Consider the following 18159-nt stretch of genomic DNA (forward strand, 5'->3'; position numbering starts at 1 on the left):
GCGTCCAGACATGACCGATGTAGCATTCGACCGCGCGGTAGCCGATCCCGCGCCGATCCAGCCGGCCTCGCGGCCAAATCTCGACAAGGGCTTCAATCCGCTGACGATGATCCTGTTCTTCGGCATCCTCGCCGCGGGCCTGCTGTTCGTCGCCTACAGCATCTATGTCGACGTCAACGCGACCGGCGCGCGCGTGACGAGCTACCTGCCCTACATCCTGTTGTTCGTCGCGCTCCTGATCGCGCTCGGCTTCGAATTCGTCAACGGCTTTCACGACACCGCCAATGCGGTGGCGACCGTGATCTACACCCATTCGCTGCCGGCCGAAGTCGCGGTGATGTGGTCGGGCTTCTTCAACTTCCTCGGCGTGCTCATGTCCTCCGGCGCGGTCGCCTTCGGCATCGTCTCGCTGCTGCCGGTCGAGCTGATCCTGCAGGTCGGCTCCAGCGCCGGTTTCGCGATGGTGTTCGCGCTGCTGATCGCCGCGATCCTGTGGAATCTCGGCACCTGGTTCTTCGGTCTGCCCGCCTCCTCCTCGCACACGCTGATCGGCTCGATCATCGGCGTCGGCGTCGCCAACGCCGTCATGCGCGGCCGCGACGGCACCTCGGGCGTGGACTGGACCAAGGCGACCGAGATCGGCTACGCGCTGCTGCTGTCGCCGCTGTTCGGCTTCATCTGCGCCGCGACGCTGCTGCTGCTGCTCAAGTTCATCGTGCGCAACCCGGCCCTGTATGCTGCGCCCGAAGGCAACAAGGCGCCGCCGCTCTGGATCCGCGGCCTCTTGATCGCGACCTGCACCGGCGTCAGCTTCGCGCACGGTTCGAACGACGGCCAGAAGGGCATGGGCCTGATCATGCTGATCCTGATCGGCACCGTGCCAACCGCCTATGCGCTCAACCGCGCGCTGCCGGAATCCCAGGTCGCCCAGTTCCAGAAGGTCTCGGATGCCGCCTCCAAGGTGATCGCGGCCAAGGGTGCCGGTCACTCGATCATCGGCGATCCCCGTCCTGCGGTGACCCAGTACATCACCTCGCACCACATCAGCGAGGGCACCTACCCCTCGCTGTCGGTGCTGGTGAAGGATGTCGGCGACCAAGTCGCGAAATACGGCTCGCTCAACAAGGTGCCGGCGGAAGTGGTCGGCAACACCCGTAACGACATGTACCTGACCTCGGAAGCGATCCGCTTCCTGATGAAGGACAAGGAAAACGACCTCAACAAGGAAGAGGTCGCGACCTTGAACGCCTACAAGGGTGGGCTCGACAGCGCCACGAAGTTCATCCCGACCTGGGTGAAGGTCGCCGTCGCCATCGCTCTCGGCCTCGGCACCATGATCGGCTGGAAGCGCATCGTGATCACGGTCGGCGAGAAGATCGGCAAGAGCCATCTCACCTACGCGCAAGGCGCCTCGGCCGAGCTGGTGGCCGCCGCTACGATCGGCGCCGCCGACGTGTTCGGCCTGCCGGTTTCGACCACGCATGTGCTGTCGTCGGGCGTCGCCGGCACCATGGCCGCGAACGGCTCGGGCCTGCAAATGGCGACCATCCGCAACTTGCTGATGGCCTGGGTGCTGACGCTGCCCTGCGCGATCATGCTGTCGGCCACGCTGTACGTGATCTTCTCGCGGATCTTCTGAGCGGATTGCATCACTCAAAAACAAAGGGCCCGTGCGATGCACGGGCTCTTTTCATTTGCGCTTGGAACTCGGCGTTACGACGCCGCGAGCGATTCCTCGACCAGCTTCACCCAGTAGGACGTGCCGAACACGATCGCCTCGTCGTTGAAATTGTAGGCGGGGTGATGCAGGCCGGCGCTGTCGCCGTTGCCGCAGAAGATGAAGGCGCCGGGGCGCGCTTCCAGCATATAGGCGAAATCCTCGCCGCCCATCAGCGGCGGCATCTCGTGCACGTTGGCATCGCCGGCAACCTGCTGCGCGATGCGGCGCGCCACCTCGGTCTCCGCGGCGTGGTTGTTCACGACCGGATAGTTGCGCTGGTAGCGCAGGTCGATCTTGGCGCCGGTCATCTGCGCGACGCCCGCCACCACTTCATGCACGCGCTTCTCGACCAGCTTGCGCACCTCGGGCGAGAGCGTGCGGATGGTGCCCTTCAGCGTCGCGGTCTGCGGAATGACGTTGCGGGCGTTGCCGGCGTGGAATTCGCAGATTGAGATCACGGCCGATTCCAGCGGGTCGACGCTGCGCGCGACGATCGATTGCAGGGCGGTGATCACCTGCGCGCCGACCAGCACGGAATCGATGCATTTGTGCGGACGCGCGGCATGACCGCCGAGACCCTCGATCATGATGTCGACCTCGTCGGTCGCCGCCATGATCGGACCCGGCCGGATCGCGAACGAGCCGATCGGAATACCGGGGCCATTGTGCATGCCGTAGACCTGCTCGATGCCGAAGCGCTCCATCAGGCCGTCCTTCACCATGGCCGCGCCGCCGGCGCCGCCCTCCTCGGCGGGCTGGAAGATCACGACCGCATCGCCGGCGAAATTGCGGGTTTCGGCGAGGTAGCGGGCGGCCCCTAACAGCATCGCGGTGTGGCCGTCATGGCCGCAGGCGTGCATCTTGCCCGGAATCTTGGAGGCGTATGGCAGGTTGGTCTGCTCCTCGACCGGCAGCGCATCCATGTCGGCGCGCAGGCCGATCGTCTTGAGCCCCTCGCCAGCCGGCTTGTTGCCCTTGATCACCCCGACCACGCCGGTCTGGCCGAGCCCGGTCACGACCTGATCGCAGCCGAACTCGCGCAGCCGGTCCGCGACGAATGCTGCGGTGCGGTGGACGTCATACAGCAGCTCGGGATGCTCGTGGATGTCCCGGCGCCAGGCCTGAATATCGGGTTGAAGGTCGGCGACGCGGTTCACGATGGGCATGGAGGGTCTCAAGCTTTGTTGAAAATGCAGGACTGTCTACCATGCAAGCGCCAGTCCACCCAACTGCCGCGGGCCGAGGGTAACCCTGTCCTCTCGTCATGGCCGGGCTTGTCCCGGCCATCCACGTCTGACTATTAGAACAGAAAGTGCGTGGATGCCCGGGACAAGCCCGGGCATGACGCCGGTTGGGTGGAAGCAGAATGCCGAGACGGTTCGAAGGTGAATTTGATTACATTGTCGTCGGGGCAGGTACGGCGGGCTGCATCGTCGCCAACCGGCTGTCGGCCGATCCCGGCAATCGCGTCCTCGTCCTCGAAGCCGGCGGCGACGACAACTGGATCTGGTTCCACATCCCGGTCGGCTATCTCTTCGCGATCGGCAATCCGCGCTCGGACTGGATGTTCAAGACCGAGGCCGAGCCGGGCCTGAACGGCCGTTCGCTCGCCTATCCCCGCGGCAAGGTGATCGGCGGCTGCTCGGCGATCAACGCCATGATCTCGATGCGCGGCCAGGCCGCCGATTATGATCATTGGCGCCAGCTCGGCATGACGGGCTGGGGCTATGACGACGTGCTGCCGCTGTTCAAGAAGCTCGAAGACCACTTCCTCGGCGCCAGCGAGCATCACGGCGCCGGCGGCGGCTGGCGCATCGAGGCGCCGCGGCTGTCATGGGACGTTCTCGATGCCGTCGGCGATGCCGCCGAGGAGATGGGCATCAAGCGCATCCCGGATTTCAACACCGGCGACAATGAAGGCACCAGCTATTTCCACGTCAACCAGAAGCGCGGTCGGCGCTGGTCCTCAGCGCGCGGCTTCCTCAAGCCTGCGCTGAACCGCCCGAACCTGCGGCTCGAGAAGCATGTGCTGGTCAACCGCGTCATCATCGAGCGGGGCCGCGTCGTCGGCGTGCGCTTCATCCAGAACGGCGAGATGATCGAAGCGCGTGCGAAACGCGAGGTAGTCCTCTCGGCAGGCTCGATCGGCTCGGTGCAGGTGCTGCACCGTTCCGGCATCGGCCCCGCCGACTGGCTGTCGCCGCTCGGCATCGACATCGTCATGGACAAGCCTGGCGTCGGCCGCAATCTGCAGGACCACCTCCAGCAGCGTGCGATCTACAAGGTCGAGGGCGTGCGCACGCTGAACGAGACCTATTACAATTTGTTTCGCCGCGGCCTGATGGGACTCGACTACGCCTTCCGCCGCCGCGGTCCCCTGACCATGGCGCCGTCGCAGCTCGGCATCTTCACGCGCTCCGATGCGACGCGCGCACGCGCCAACATCCAGTTCCATGTGCAGCCGCTGTCGCTCGACAAGTTCGGCGATCCCCTGCACCGTTTCCCCGCCATCACCGTCAGTGCCTGCAATCTCCAGCCGACCTCGCGCGGCACCGTGCGGCTGCGTTCGGCGAGCCCTGACGAGAAGCCGATCATCGCGCCGAATTATCTGTCGACCGGCGACGACCGCCAGGTCGGCGCCGACGCCATCCGCACCACGCGCCGCCTGATGCAGCAGAAGGCGCTCGCACGATATCGTCCGAGCGAATATCTGCCCGGCCCCTCCGTCGGCGACGACGATGCATCGCTCGCAAAGGCTGCCGGCGATATCGGCACCACCATCTTCCATCCCGTCGGCACCGCCAAGATGGGCGCGGTCAGCGATCCCATGGCGGTGGTGGACGAGCGCCTGCGATTCTACGGGCTCGAAGGTCTGCGCATTGTCGATGCCTCAATCATGCCGACCATCACCTCGGGCAACACGAATACGCCGACGGCTATGATCGCCGAGAAGGGCGCGACGATGATTTTGGAGGATGCGAAGTAGCATCCTGTCGCATGATCAATCCCCAGCGCTTTTCAATCGGCCCGGCCGACGCAGCGATCGCCATGGTGCAATGGGGCGAGAGCGGCAAGACGCCTGCCCTGCTCGTGCACGGCACCGGCTTCGTCGCCGATGTCTGGGACGAGGTCGCGTGCGAGCTTGCATCGGCCTATACGGTCTATGCGCTCGACCGGCGCGGCCATGGCGCGAGCCACAAGCCCGGCTCCTATCACTTCCTGGACTATGCCGAGGATGTCCGCCGGGTAATCCATGCACTCGAGTTGCACGACGTCTACGGGATCGGCCACAGCGCGGGCGCGACGGACCTGCTGCTTGCGGCAAAACTCTTGCCCGGACGCTTCACACGCCTGTTCGTGATGGAGCCGACCATCATGGACCCGCGCGCGGCGCGCGCCGGAGGGTTGGACGAGGAATCCCTATCGCGAGTAGAGGGCACGCTGCGCCGACGCGCTGAGTTCGACAGTGCCGAGGCCGTCTTCGAACGCTACCGCACAGCGCCGGCGTTTGCGGATTGGACCGAGACCTCGCTTCAGGCCTATGTGCGCCACGGTTTCGAGCCGCTCGACGACGGCCGAGTTCGACTCCGCTGTACGCCCGAGATCGAGTCGGCGATTCTGCGTCCGATCTACGAGGCGATGGCGCAGGTCTATGTCGGCGATGCGCGCGGTAATCCGTTTGCCTCGCTCACCGAGATCGACTGCCCGGTGCGCGTCACGACCGCGGCGAAGTCGGGGCCGATCTATTGGGAGATGGCGCGACGCGCGGTGGCGCTGATTCCGCAGCCCAGCACGTTCGTCTTTGAAGACGCCGGGCACTGCGTGGCACAGGAAGTTCCGGAGCGTGTGGTCGAGGCCGTGAGAGAGTTCGCAAAATAGGTCTCGTGCCCCGGACGGGAGACCCCCTCACAAAAACGTCATCACCTCCCGCGAATAAGTCCCCCGCTCCCCCAATCACCTCTCCGAAGCCCAATTCCGGGCGAAGCGGAGACGCGCGATGAGCGGACACGATCACGACGGCGACGGCGTCAGCCGCCGCAAGGTGCTGGAATGCATGACTTGGGCCGGCACCGGGGTGCTCTGGACCGTCACCGGCGGCGTGCCGCGCTCGCTCGGCATCATCGATTCCGCGCAGGCCGCGACCGCGGCCGCGCCCGGCATGAGCTTCCTCCAGATCAGCGACAGCCATGTCGGCTTCGACAAGCCGGCCAATCCCAACGCGCTCGGCACGCTCGAGGAGGCCGTGGGCAAGATCAACGCGATGCCGGCCAAACCGTCCTTCATGATCCACACCGGCGACATCACCCATCTGTCCAAGGCCGCCGAATTCGACAATGCCGAGCGCATCATCTCGCAGAGCAAGCTCGACGTGCACTACGTGCCTGGCGAACATGACTTCCTCGACGAGGAGGTGAAGTTCTATCGCGAGCGGTATGGCCGCGGTACCAAGGGCCAAGGCTGGTATTCGTTCGATGCCGGCGGCGTGCACTTCATCGGCCTCGTCAACGTCGTCGACCTCAAGGCCGGCGGTCTCGGCAATCTCGGCGCCGAGCAGCTTGCCTGGCTCCAGGACGATCTGCGCGGCAAGTCGAAATCGACGCCGATCGTGCTGTTCGCCCATATCCCGCTGTGGACTGTCTATCCCGAATGGGGCTGGGGCACCGAGGACGGCGGCCGCGCGCTGGAACAGGTGAAGGGTTTTGGCTCGGTCACCGTGCTGAACGGACACATTCACCAGGTGATGCAGAAGGTCGAGGGTAACGTCACCTTCCACACCGCGCGCTCCACCGCCTTCCCGCAGCCGGCGCCAGGGGCCGCCCCCTCTCCCGGACCGATGAAGGTCGAGGACGCCAAGCTGCGCGGCATGCTCGGCGTTGCCAGCATCAACTTCAAGCAGAACGAGCAGCGGCTCGCGATCATCGACACGCCGCTCCAGGGCTGAGGTGGAAGCTGACAATGAAGCCACTCAACCGCCGCGACTTCGGCGTCGATCTCGGACTCGCTCTGGCCACGGCTATCCTGCTGCCCGCAACAAGCGCTCGTGCCGACGACATGGAGATCCATATCGACAATTTCGTCTTCCAGCCGGCCGAGCTCAAGATCAAGGCCGGCACCACCGTGACCTGGACCAATCGGGACGACATCCCTCACACCGTGGTGTCGGCCGGCAAGTTCAGGTCCAAGACCCTGGACACCGACGACAAGTTCTCGTTCACCTTCACCAACGCGGGCGACTACAAATACTTTTGTTCGCTGCATCCGCACATGACGGGGATGATCAAGGTTGAGTAACGTCTCCAACCAAGGCATCAACGTCTTGCCCGGCCGGTGGTCCCACGCTGGCCGGGCTCCTGCGTCTTCGGCGACATCAGGCGAAACGGCAAAGCGAGCGGCGATGCCACCGACAAGCGACGATCCGGACAAGGCGCGGCGTTTTCGCGAAGCGGCGCTGCCCCATCTCGACGACGTCTACACGCTCGCGCGCTATCTGCTGCGCGACGCCTCCGACGCGGAAGATGCGGTGCAGGAGTGCTATCTGCGCGCGCTCAAGCACTTCGACAGCTATCGCGGGCCGGCGATGAAGCCCTGGCTGTTCGCGATCCTGCGCAATGTCTGCAACGCGGAATACGCACGGCGCGCGCACAGGCCCAGCGCGCTCGAGGATACGCCCGGCGCGGCCGAGCAGACGCCGATCTGGCAGGAGAGCGAGGCGAGCCCGGAGACCGAGGTGCTGCGCAGCCGCGATGCCGGCGCCATCCGCAAGCTGATCGAGGCGCTCGCCGAACCGTTCAAGGAAACCTTCGTGCTGCGCGAGATCAACAACCTGTCCTATCGTGAAATCGCAGAAACCGTCGGCGCGCCCATCGGCACCGTGATGTCCCGCCTCGCCCGCGCCCGCGCCCTGTTGCGCGCGGCCTGGACGGCGGAAGAGGAGCAAGCGAAATGACCTGCGACGAAGCAAGGATTCTGCTTCACGCGCTGCTCGACAACGAGCTAGATGCCGGCCACGCGCGCGAGGTCGAAGCCCATATCGCCGGCTGTCCGGGCTGCGCTGCGGAGCTTGCCGCACAACGGGAGATGCAGCGCGTGCTCGCCGACACCAATCTGCGCTACACCGCGCCGGCAAGCCTGCGCGCCCGGATCGAGGCCTCGCTGCCCGAGCCGCAACGCCAGCCGAGCCGCCGCTCCGTGCTGCGCGGCTTTGCGATGGGCTCGGCGGTCTCCGCGCTCGCCGCAACCGGAATCGTCGCCATCGTGCTGCGCCAGGATGACCAGCAGCGCATCCTCTCGGAGGTCGTCTCCGCGCATCTGCGCTCGCTGCAGGCCGGCCACCTCACCGACGTGATCTCGACCGACCAGCACACCGTGAAACCGTGGTTCAACGGCAAGCTCGACGTCGCCCCGCCCGTGATCGACCTCACCGCGCAAGGTTTTACGCTGGTCGGCGGCCGGCTCGATTATATCGACGCCCGCGCCATCGGCGCGGTCGTCTACAAGCGTCGCCAGCACGTGATCAACCTGTTCGTGTCACAGACGTCCAGCACCGAACACCGGCCGCCGAAGACCCAGACCATGCAGGGCTTCAACTGCCGCCGCTGGGGCGAGCGCGGCCTGAACTTCTGGGCCGTCAGCGACATCGGCGCCGACGAGCTCGCCGAGTTCGTCGACAAGTTCGAGACAGCGATGAAGGCGAATGTGGAGGGGTAGATCTTGCTACACCGTCATTGCGAGGAGCTCGCGACAAAATTGCGAAGCAATTTTGCGCTGGAGCGACGAAGCAATCCCCAGGTTGCCTTCGCAGAGACAGTCTGCGATTGCTTCGCTTCGCTCGCAATGACGATTGCCGAAATGGCTCGGCCGAATTCAGGCCGACCGTCGCACCGCGTTGTCCACAAGCGTCTTGCCGAGCGACCAGATCGCGCCGGGGACCTTGTGGCTGCCGGCGATGACGTCGTCGAACGCCTTTTCGATCCAGTTGCAGTCTTCCTCGGTGATGGTGAGCGGCGGCAGCAGCTTGATGGTGTGGCTGCCGTGACCGGCGACCTGGGTCAGGATCTTGTGGTCCTTGAACAGCGGCACGGTGATGAGTTGGCAGAACAGGCCCTTGTTGGCTGTCTCCAGCACGTTCCAGGAGGCGCGCAGCCGCAGGGACTTCGGCGGACCGAACTCGATGCCGATCATCAGGCCCTTGCCGCGCACTTCCTTCAGCAGCTCGTAGCCGGGCACCATGCGCGTCAGCGCCAGGCGCAGCTCGGCGCCGCGCTTGGCGGCGGACTCGATCAGCTTCTCGGACTCCATCACGTCCAGCGTCGCGATGCCTGCGGCCATCGCGAGGTCGTTCTTGGAGAAGGTGGAGCCGTGCACCACAGCGCGGTCCATCTGGTTGAAGATCTTGTCGAAGATGGCCTTGCGCGTCAGCACCGCGCCAACCGGCACGTGGCCGCCCGACAGCGACTTCGACAGCAGCACCATGTCGGGCTCGACGTTCCAGTGCTCGACCGCGAGGAAGCGGCCGGTGCGGCCCATGCCGGTCTGGATTTCGTCGGCGACGAACAGCGTGCCGTATTTCTTGCAGAGCGCGGCCGCGCCCGGCAGGAACTCGTCGGTGGGCATGTTGACGCCCTTGCCCTGGATCGGCTCGACCACGAACGCCGCGACTTCACGCGAGGCCAGCGCCTTTTCCAGCGCGGCCAGATCGTTGAACGGGATCGAGGTGCAGCCCGGCAGCAGCGGCTCGAAGCCGGTGCGGAAGTTCGAATCACCCGTCAGCGACAGCGCGCCATAGGTCAGGCCATGATAGCCGTGGGCGCAGTAGACGATGCCGGGGCGGCCGGTGGCGCCGCGCGCGAACTTGATCGCGGCTTCGACGCATTCGGCGCCGGAATTGGCGAAGAACGCCTTGTCCAGATAGGGGACATATTTCAGCAGCCGCTCGGCGAGCACGCCGGCGAGCACGGAGACGTCGAACTGGACGAGGTTGGGCAGGTCGGCATCGAGCACGCTCTTGAGCGCGTCGCGCATGACCGGATGATTGCGCCCGATCGCAAACACGCCAAAGCCGGACAACAGGTCGAGATAGCGCGCGCCGTCGCGATCGTAGAGATACTGCCCCTGCCCCTTCTGGAAGCCGACATCGTAGCCGATGGTCTTGAGAACCCGAACGAACTGCTCGTTCAGATACCGATTATGCAGGGTGCTGCGCTGGGCCTGACGGTCCGCGAAAAGCTCAGACATGTCTGGATTTGGGCTGTGCATCCGTTACATACTTCGGTTGAGGGCCGTCTCGTCAACTGAAAAGGGACCGTTACTGAAAACGGTCTGTGCGGCCTTTTGCCCTTTTTCGGACCATCTTCGCAAGCACAGCTTTAGCCCATGTTGCACTGCCAAGGAACTATCATGCGTTTATCCCTTTACACCGGACTAATACTGGCTGGCGGTTACACCTGCCTGACCCCGGCGCTCGCCGCCGATCCCACCGGCGACTGGCGAGTTGCCGACGGCGTCGCCAACATTCGCGTCGCCCAATGCAATGGCAGCATGTGGGGCGCCGTTTCCTGGGAAAAGCAGCCCGGCGGCCGCGACGAGAACAATCCGGATGCCTCGAAAAAGACCAGACCGACGCTGGGCATGGCGACGCTGATCGACATGAAGAAGAAGCCCGGCGTCGATCAGTGGGAAGGGCAGGTCTACAACGCCAAGGACGGCCAGCTCTATAGCGCGACCATCACGCCGTCCGGCGCCGACCAGCTCGAAATCAAGGGCTGCGTAATGGGCTTCCTCTGCGGCGGCGAGACCTGGACCCGGGTCGGCCCGCCGATCCCCTTGAGCACCGCCAATGCCATGGCCAAGGGCGCGCCCAAGCCCACCGGCGCGGCGCCGAAGGCTCAGGGCACGATGGGCGCGACAGCGGCGCCGGCGCCGGCGGCCCCAAAAAGCGCCACCGCCCCCACAAAGCCGGGTCAGAAAGCGGCCGCCGACCCGGTCGGCGACATCTGCCTACTCCCTGAGATTGCGGGGTTTGCCCATTAGGGCTGGCTGGAACAGCAGCACGGCGGCGAGCGTCGTCACCAGCGAGAGTGCCAGCAGCTTGCCCATGCTGGACGTGCCGGGATGGCTGGACAGCCACAGGCTGCCGAACGCGGTCGCCGTCGTCAGTGCGCTGAAAAAGATCGCGCGCGTCAGGCTGGTCTGGAGCAGGTTTGTCCTGCCCGAGCGCCATGCCACGACATAGTAGATCTTGAAGGCGACGCCGACGCCGAGCAGCAGCGGGAACGCGACGATGTTGGCGAAGTTGAGCGGCAGGCCGATCAACACGCAGATCTCGAGCGTCACCGCGCCGGCAACCAGGAGCGGCACCAGCGTCATCAGCACGTCGACGAAGCGGCGTAGCGTGATCCACAGCAAGAGGCCAATCACCAGCAGCGCGTAGATGCCGGCGTGAATGAACGCCCGCACCACGGTGTCACCTGATTTCAGGATCGAGACCGGCCCGCCGATCGCGGTCGGCTCGGCAACGAGCACCGCCGCCGCAAATTTGCGCAGCGTGTCGTTGTCGTTGGGATCGCCCTTGGGCAGCGCCTCGACGCGGATGATGCCGTCCTTGCTCTTCCAGGCGCTGACGAGATCGGGCGGCAGTGAGCTCAGGGTGACGGGCCCGGCCTGCATCGCGTTCCTGAGCTGGTCGAACACGATCTTCATCGGCGTGACGAACACGTCCTGCGCCTTGTTGCGCGTGGCCTCGTCGCCATTGGCGAGCTTTTCGAGCGCGTCTGCCAGACGGCGCGAGGCGATCGAGCCCGGCCCCTTCGCATCGCCCGCGGTCCGGCGCAGATTGTCGACCGAGGATTTCAGCGCCTCGACGTTTTCCTTGTCGGTCGGCGCCGCATCGATCTGATCAGGGTTGAGTGCGGGGTTCAGCACCTTGGCGCCCTGCGCGATCAGCTTCAGCTTCGGCGGCTGATCCTGGGGCACGAAGCTGTTGAGCGACATCACCCGCAGCACCTCGGGGACCTTCTCCAGCTTCGCCTCGACCTGCTTCGCCTGCTCCTCGGACGTGGTCATCACGTTGATGGCATTGGCGCCGGTGTTGGGATCCTTGCGCAGGTCGAGGAAGGTCGCGATCGATTCCGCCCTCGGGTTGCGCAGATTCATCGGGTTGAAGTCGAACTTCATGAAATAGAGCAGCGGCAGGCCGGCGAGCGCCAGCAGCAGCGTGCCGCCCACGACCAGCACGCGGTGCTTCTCCAGAAAGTGATCGAGCGGCGCCAGGAAGGCGTAGCCAACCGGCTCCTTCTCGCCGGGCGGGTTCAGCAGCTTCAGCATGGCCGGCAGAACGGTGATCGAGGAGAGGAACGCCACCAGCATGCCGACGCCGGCGATCTGGCCGAGTTCCGCGATGCCCTTGTAGTCGGTTGGCATGAAGCAAAGGAAGCCGGCCGCGGTCGCCATCGCCGCGAGCGACAGCGGCACCGCCGAGCGCTTCGCGGCCAGCACCAGCGCGCCTGGGAGATCGTTGTGCTTGTAGCGCTCCGAGCGGTAGCGGACGCTGTACTGGATGCCGAAATCGACGCCGAGGCCGACGAAGAGCACCGCGAACGCGATCGACAGCAGATTGAACGATCCGACCATCATCAGGCCGGCGGCGGTCGTCAGCGCGAGGCCGACGAAAAGATTGACGAAGACCGCGAAGATGATCTTCGACGAATGCAGCGCCAGCCACAGGATCAGCAGCACGACGAGCACCGTGCCGACGCCGTTGACGACGGCGCCTTCCTGGACTGTCGCGTATTCCTCGTTGGCGATCGGCACCGGGCCGGTCAGCCGCACCCGCGCCTGGTATTTGGTCGCAAAATCCAGATCCACTGCGGCCTTGCGGATCGCGTCGGTGGCATCCTTGCCGGGCTCCAGCGCGTTGTAGTCGAGGATCGGCTTGAACTCGATGAAGGCGCGCTTGTCCGAATCCTTCAGCGGCTCGTCGCTGACGAGCTCGCGCCAGGAGAAGCTCGCATTGCCCTTGTTGAGCACGGTCTCGACCGTCTGCGCGATCAGGTTGAAAGGACGCTCGGTGTTGTCGAGCTTGACCTGGCCGCGCTTGACGCCGGCAAGTCCCGTCTCCAGCGCACCGGTCAGGCCGCGGATCGAGGGATCGCCAGCCATGATCTCGATCAGGGGCGCTGCAGATTCGAATTGGCTGGTGATCTTGCCGACCTCTTCGGTCGGCAAAAACAACAGTCCGTTCTTTTCGAAGAACTCGCCGCTGCCGAGTTGCTGCAGGGACTGGAAGTTGGTCTTGTCGTCCTTCAGCCTGGCATAGAGCGCGTCCGCCGCGGCGCTCGTCATCTCCGGGGTCCGGGCCTCGACCACAGCGAGGATTGTTTCGTTTTGATCGAACGCCTTGTCGAACTGCTGGTCACGCTTGCGCCAGTCGAGATTCTGGGAAATCAGCGAATTGATGTCGGTGTTGATGGCGAAGTGGCGCGCAGCGTAATAGCCCGCTCCCACCGACAGCAGGAGCCCGAGAACGACGACGAGGGAGGCAAACCGGGTGCAGGCCCTGACGATGGCAACGACTACGCTTTGCAGCACTTCTTTTCTTTCTGCGGTTAACAGCTTGCCGGAAACGCCCGCTGTTTATCGGAGTTCCCGGGCGAAACCTATTGCTGTTTTGAGAGGCTCTCGCCGCCAGAAGGTTCGAGGTAAACGGCGGCAGACCGTGGCAAAATCAAGCGGGGCGGTGGGTATAGCCGGGGAGTTGAGGCGGGAAAGTGACGAAGGGCTGGTCACTGATGTCGCTGGCTTGCATACACCCACCTCTCTACTATAATACCGTAAAATTGGCCTAGCAGGGAACTCAGGTCCATTCGGCCTTTCCTTACCGCCGATTTTTTGACACAAAGTATTGCGCCTCCATGCGCCGGAGCCCCGACGGGGGTGGGTGGCTACCGCGTGCGCGGACCAATGGTGCGGATATTGCAACGCATTGGTCAGTATCGGGGTGCCGCCGGAACTTACGAAGCGGATTGGTGCAACTTGCGTGATGGGCGTCCAATGGAAGTTTATCTGGCGCAACCGCGCGGCTTCTGCGCGGGCGTGGTGCGTGCGATCGAGATCGTGGAACGGGCGCTGGAGAAGTACGGCCCGCCCGTCTACGTGCGCCATGAGATCGTGCACAACAAATACGTGGTCGAGAGCCTGAAGAACAAAGGCGCTATCTTCGTCGAGGAGCTGTCCGAGGTGCCGCCGAAGGCGGTAACGGTCTTCAGCGCTCACGGCGTCGCCCGCAGCGTCGAGGAAGAGGCCGCCGCGCGCGACCTTCCCGTGCTCAATGCCACCTGCCCCCTGGTCACGAAAGTTCACAATCAGGGGAAGCGTTACATCACCAAAGGCCGCACGCTGATCCTGATCGGCCATGCCGGCCACCCCGAGGTCGAGGGCACGATGGGCCAGGTTCCCGCCCCCGTGCTGCTTGTCCAAAGCGTTCAAGAGGTTACGGCCCTGACGCTGCCGGCCGATACGCCAGTGGCCTACATCACCCAGACCACCCTGTCGGTCGACGACACCAAGGATATCATCGCGGCCCTTCAGACCCGCTTTACAGATATTCAAGGTCCGGATATCCGGGATATCTGCTATGCGACACAGAACCGCCAATCTGCGGTAAGGGACTTGAGCAAGCTGGTCGACGTGATCTTGGTGGTGGGCGCTGCCAATAGCTCGAATTCGAACCGGCTTCGCGAAATCGGCACCGAAGCCGGCGTCGCGAGTTATTTGATTGCCGACGGCAGCGAGCTCAATCCGGAGTGGTTGAAAAATGCCAGGACCGTCGGGCATCACGGCCGGCGCTTCGGCGCCCGAGGTACTCGTGGATGACGTGATCGAAGCGATGCGGCGAATCGGACCGGTCAAGGTCCAGGTGTTGCCGGGCCGCGAGGAAAACATCGAATTCCGGCTTCCGGCCCAATTGGCTGCGAGCTGACCCACCCGAATTCCAAGCCCAGAAAGAAACTTTGTAATGGCTATCCCCTTCTTCAAGGAAATGCGTATCGGCGGCTATTTGCTCAAGCAGAAACTGCTTGGCCGCAAGCGCTATCCGCTCGTGCTGATGCTGGAGCCGCTGTTTCGCTGCAACCTCGCCTGCGTCGGCTGCGGCAAGATCGATTATCCGGATGCGATCCTCAACCGCCGCATGACGGCGCAGGAGTGCTGGGACGCGGCCGACGAGTGCGGCGCGCCGATGGTTGCCATTCCCGGCGGCGAGCCGCTGATCCACAAGGAGATCGGCGAGATCGTGCGCGGCCTCGTTGAGCGCAAGAAGTTCGTCTCGCTCTGCACCAACGCGCTGCTGCTCGAGAAGAAGCTCGATCTGTTCGAGCCCTCCCCGTATCTGTTCTTCTCCGTGCATCTCGACGGCCTGAAGGACCATCACGACAAGGCGGTGTCGCAGAAGGGCGTGTTCGACCGCGCCGTCTCGGCGATCAAGGCGGCCAAGGCGCGCGGCTTCACCGTCAACGTCAACGCCACCATCTTCGACGGCCACCCGGCCGAGGAGATCGCGAAGTTCCTGGACCTCACCGTCGAGCTCGGTGTCGGCGTCTCGATGTCGCCCGGCTACGCCTATGAGCGCGCGCCGGACCAGGAGCACTTCCTCAACCGCACCAAGACCAAGAAGCTGTTCCGCGACGTCTTTGCGATGGGCAAGGGCAAGAAGTGGAATTTCATGCATTCCGGCCTGTTCCTGGACTTCCTCGCCGGCAACCAGGAATACGAGTGCACGCCCTGGGGCATGCCCGCGCGCAACATCTTCGGCTGGCAGAAGCCCTGCTACCTGCTCGGTGAAGGCTACGCCAAGACCTTCAAGGAGCTGATGGACACCACCGACTGGGAGACCTACGGCACCGGCAAGTACGAGAAGTGCGCCGACTGTATGGCCCATTGCGGCTACGAGCCGACCGCGGCGACCGCAGCCCTCAACAACCCGCTGAAGGCGATGTGGGTGTCGCTGCGCGGCATCAAGACCTCGGGCCCGATGGCGCCGGAGATCGACATGAGCAAGCAGCGCCCGGCGCAGTACATCTTCTCGGCGGAAGTGCAGAAGCGCCTGTCGGAGATTCGCAAGGACGAGGCCGAGGCCGCGCAGGCGAAGGCCGCACAGAAGGCTTCGACGGCGGCGTAAAGCGCCAATCATACTTACAACCGAGAAAGGCCCGATCGCGAACGCGACCGGGCCTTTGTCTTGTGCGCCGTCAGACGAGCGGCCCGTGTCCCGGACGCGCTGCAGCGCTCTTTGCGCTGCTGCGCAGAGCCGGGACCCAGCAGCCGCGTGCCGTGTCGATGCATGGGCCCCGGCTCTGCAGCGCATCGTCGAAGGGACGCTGCGCTGCGTCCGGGGCACGAGAGGAGATCGAGTCATTCTCTCTCGCCGTCATTGCGAGCGCAGCGAAGCAATCCAGGATCTTTCCGGGGAGACAGTCTGGATTGCTTCGCTGCGCTCGCAATGACGGAGCGCGCGGCAGCAGCTTGCTTCTCCATCAGCGCTCTTCATCGCAGACACACCTTCGCATTCCCGCGGTGCATTTGCCCGGGCTATGCGTCTCGTTCACGCCCCATGAAAGCCAGAGGGCGCAGGGAAGGCCGGGCGCCGGCGGCACCCGCGGTCCGCGTGCATGGAAAACGCACACGGGGTGGATCACAGGTGTTGCCGGTCGCCCGGCCTTCCCTGCGCGGATGGTTTTAACGGTGTCCTTCGTGCTCTCCTCGGGGAGCGTTGCACTGTTGCCCCCGTCGCCTTTGCGGCTGATCGATGCGCGCCCGGTCGGGCCGCCGCATCACCGCAAGGCTTGACGCCAGCCTGCGGGCGTCAGGACCACACGACTTCTCCGTCCGCGGACGGTCTGGCCTGATCGCCGGGGGCTCGCGTGTGCTCGCCTCCGACGACGACCGAAACCGCTGTGACCGCGCCGTTCGTCCCGCGATGCGCATGACTCACGGTTGCCCGCCCTGTCATCGCCTTTCGCGCCGGCGCTGCCGCGTCCACCGCACCCCGGCCCGCATCTCGTGACGATCGCGAAGCGCCCCTCTGGGAGGGCCGGGATGACCCGCTCTATGCCACAAATCCGAAATTCTGGAAAGTAGAATATTTTTGCGAGGAGGGATTGACGGGTGTTCTGGTGTTTTGCCCGACGGGTCATTTTTACCAGCCGCTTGCCGCCCCTCTCGCCGTCATTCCGGGGCGCGCGCAGCGCGAACCCGGAATCATCGCACGGCACCCTGCGTGCCCTAATGGATTTCTTCCTGCAGCGTTTCGAAAACAACCCCATGCACAGCAGCAGCGCGGCTCGGTCGAAGACATCGGTCGCCTCATGCAGGATAAAAGATCTCGCGTGCTTGCCTTTTTCTTTTGTTCGCGCGCGGGATCACAAGCTGCGGAATGCGGGAGGAGCTTGAAAAATCGAGCGCGGAAATGCCCGACAGCGGATCGATCTTTCGATGACGCCCTCGATGAATTGCGTCAGGCAACATGGAAAATGTTCGTAGTCCGGACTGCGGGCCTCGTTCACGACAACAGTCCAATCGGCTGCACCGCCACTTGTGAGCCAATGGATGACATCTCCATTGTCCGTGATGCCTATGGGCAATAGCCCGCCTTCAATTGGGTACAGCTCGAACGGGACCTGTTCGCCGAACGTGTCCTGCAAAGCATGCAGCACGTCCAACTGCCGCCTGGACTGCTGCGGCAGATTTAGCCCGGGTCTTGTGGAGAAGGGATTTAGAATCGTCAGGAAGTCTCCGATCACACCACTTCCGTAGGCACCTACGAATTGCTTGAAGTCATTTGGGAGCGCCACGCCCATGGCGCCTTCAATGGAAGCCGAGTTGCCTGATGCTTCCAAAGGATGGAGTGGCGGCACCAGTTTGCGCGCGAGTGACTCAAGCGACATCCAACGAATACCCTGGAGGATAAGAGCGGTCACATCGCAGTTGATGCAGCCCAGCGATGTCACTGTATGAGCAGCGTCCGGCGCGGTGCGAACGAAAAAAGGCTCACGAACTGCCGAGCTCTCCGCGATTACAGCTCCATAAATGCATCATTTTCGAAATAGAAAACGAAAGCCGCGAATAGTTCGTCCAGGCTAGCGTCAGGCCTTTGCTGGCGCACATTGGATACGATGTCTTGCAGGGTTGTTACGGGCATCACCTGCATGAGATCATGTCGTTTTTGCGAATTGAGGGATCCCGGCATCTGGCTCATCTTCCAATTCTGGTGGCACCTCGTCGCTTTCCAACGTCGCGGATTCCGAATCTAAACTCCATGTCCTGCCACTCGGAAGATAGACCCACGCACGGGCAGAGCGGTTCATGATCGTTGCGACCACGGCCTGAAAGCTCTCTATTTGATCAATATCCATCGCAACCAAACTTTCGTCCACCGCCCCAGATCT

15 protein-coding genes and 1 pseudogene are annotated in these 18159 nt (G+C 64.0%); 10 read left to right on the top strand and 6 right to left on the bottom strand.

Annotation, left to right across the window (positions count from 1 at the left end; translation table 11 throughout):
- The first annotated feature begins 10 nt into the window (after window positions 1-10).
- On the top strand, window positions 11-1639 hold the full coding sequence (locus GA0061098_RS03165; RefSeq protein ID WP_091953325.1) for an inorganic phosphate transporter: 1629 nt from the start codon (window positions 11-13) through the stop codon (window positions 1637-1639).
- Window positions 1640-1713: 74 nt separating this feature from the next.
- Here the strand turns inward: GA0061098_RS03165 and GA0061098_RS03170 are convergent, their stop codons facing one another.
- Complete coding sequence (locus GA0061098_RS03170) at window positions 1714-2886, bottom strand: M20 aminoacylase family protein (protein WP_091953326.1); 1173 nt, start codon at window positions 2884-2886, stop codon at window positions 1714-1716.
- Window positions 2887-3086: 200 nt separating this feature from the next.
- Between GA0061098_RS03170 and GA0061098_RS03175 the strand changes: the two genes are divergently transcribed.
- From GA0061098_RS03175 to GA0061098_RS03200, 6 genes are all read left to right on the top strand, one after another.
- Window positions 3087-4706 (top strand): GMC family oxidoreductase, encoded by a 1620-nt coding sequence (locus GA0061098_RS03175; RefSeq protein WP_091953327.1) that lies wholly within the window; start codon window positions 3087-3089, stop codon window positions 4704-4706.
- An 11-nt stretch (window positions 4707-4717) separates the two neighbouring features.
- Window positions 4718-5599, top strand: coding sequence for an alpha/beta fold hydrolase (locus GA0061098_RS03180; RefSeq protein ID WP_091953328.1), 882 nt, complete (start codon window positions 4718-4720; stop codon window positions 5597-5599).
- A 118-nt stretch (window positions 5600-5717) separates the two neighbouring features.
- Window positions 5718-6662, top strand: a complete 945-nt coding sequence (locus GA0061098_RS03185) for a metallophosphoesterase family protein (RefSeq protein ID WP_091953329.1) — start codon at window positions 5718-5720, stop codon at window positions 6660-6662.
- A gap of 14 nt (window positions 6663-6676) precedes the next feature.
- Entirely contained in the window at window positions 6677-7012 is a 336-nt protein-coding gene (locus tag GA0061098_RS03190) for a cupredoxin domain-containing protein (RefSeq protein ID WP_091953330.1), read from the top strand.
- Between the two features lie 103 nt (window positions 7013-7115).
- Entirely contained in the window at window positions 7116-7667 is a 552-nt protein-coding gene (locus tag GA0061098_RS03195) for a sigma-70 family RNA polymerase sigma factor (protein WP_091953332.1), read from the top strand.
- Window positions 7664-8428 (top strand): anti-sigma factor family protein, encoded by a 765-nt coding sequence (locus GA0061098_RS03200; RefSeq protein WP_091953335.1) that lies wholly within the window; start codon window positions 7664-7666, stop codon window positions 8426-8428. Before GA0061098_RS03195 ends, GA0061098_RS03200 begins: the two co-directional genes overlap by 4 nt.
- Before the next feature lie 156 nt (window positions 8429-8584).
- On the opposite strand, the gene hpnO is transcribed toward GA0061098_RS03200, so the two are convergent.
- Window positions 8585-9976, bottom strand: coding sequence for an aminobacteriohopanetriol synthase HpnO (gene hpnO, locus GA0061098_RS03205; RefSeq protein ID WP_091953338.1), 1392 nt, complete (start codon window positions 9974-9976; stop codon window positions 8585-8587).
- A gap of 141 nt (window positions 9977-10117) precedes the next feature.
- Between hpnO and GA0061098_RS03210 the strand changes: the two genes are divergently transcribed.
- Window positions 10118-10750, top strand: coding sequence for a DUF2147 domain-containing protein (locus tag GA0061098_RS03210; protein ID WP_165637116.1), 633 nt, complete (start codon window positions 10118-10120; stop codon window positions 10748-10750).
- Here the strand turns inward: GA0061098_RS03210 and hpnN are convergent.
- Window positions 10718-13306 (bottom strand): hopanoid transporter HpnN, encoded by a 2589-nt coding sequence (hpnN, locus tag GA0061098_RS03215; RefSeq protein ID WP_091953346.1) that lies wholly within the window; start codon window positions 13304-13306, stop codon window positions 10718-10720. The two genes, GA0061098_RS03210 and hpnN, sit on opposite strands and share 33 nt — an antisense overlap.
- 462 nt (window positions 13307-13768) lie before the next feature.
- Between hpnN and ispH the strand changes: the two are divergent.
- A pseudogene (gene ispH, locus GA0061098_RS03220) lies at window positions 13769-14696 on the top strand (4-hydroxy-3-methylbut-2-enyl diphosphate reductase).
- Window positions 14697-14732: 36 nt separating this feature from the next.
- A complete protein-coding gene (gene hpnH, locus GA0061098_RS03225; protein WP_091953349.1) occupies window positions 14733-15893 on the top strand; it encodes an adenosyl-hopene transferase HpnH in 1161 nt (386 codons plus the stop codon).
- Between the two features lie 1240 nt (window positions 15894-17133).
- Here the strand turns inward: hpnH and GA0061098_RS03235 are convergent.
- From GA0061098_RS03235 to GA0061098_RS43525, 3 genes are all read right to left on the bottom strand, one after another.
- Window positions 17134-17721 (bottom strand): SMI1/KNR4 family protein, encoded by a 588-nt coding sequence (locus tag GA0061098_RS03235; RefSeq protein WP_129590803.1) that lies wholly within the window; start codon window positions 17719-17721, stop codon window positions 17134-17136.
- Window positions 17722-17786: 65 nt separating this feature from the next.
- On the bottom strand, window positions 17787-17969 hold the full coding sequence (locus GA0061098_RS47385) for a DUF7716 domain-containing protein (RefSeq protein WP_091953355.1): 183 nt from the start codon (window positions 17967-17969) through the stop codon (window positions 17787-17789).
- Window positions 17926-18147: a hypothetical protein gene (locus GA0061098_RS43525; protein WP_129590804.1), complete on the bottom strand. Its 222-nt coding sequence runs from the start codon at window positions 18145-18147 to the stop codon at window positions 17926-17928. Before GA0061098_RS43525 ends, GA0061098_RS47385 begins: the two co-directional genes overlap by 44 nt.
- Between the last annotated feature and the right edge of the window lie 12 nt (window positions 18148-18159).

The sequence above is a fragment of the Bradyrhizobium shewense genome, assembly GCF_900094605.1.
Taxonomy (GTDB): Bacteria; Pseudomonadota; Alphaproteobacteria; order Rhizobiales; family Xanthobacteraceae; genus Bradyrhizobium; species Bradyrhizobium shewense.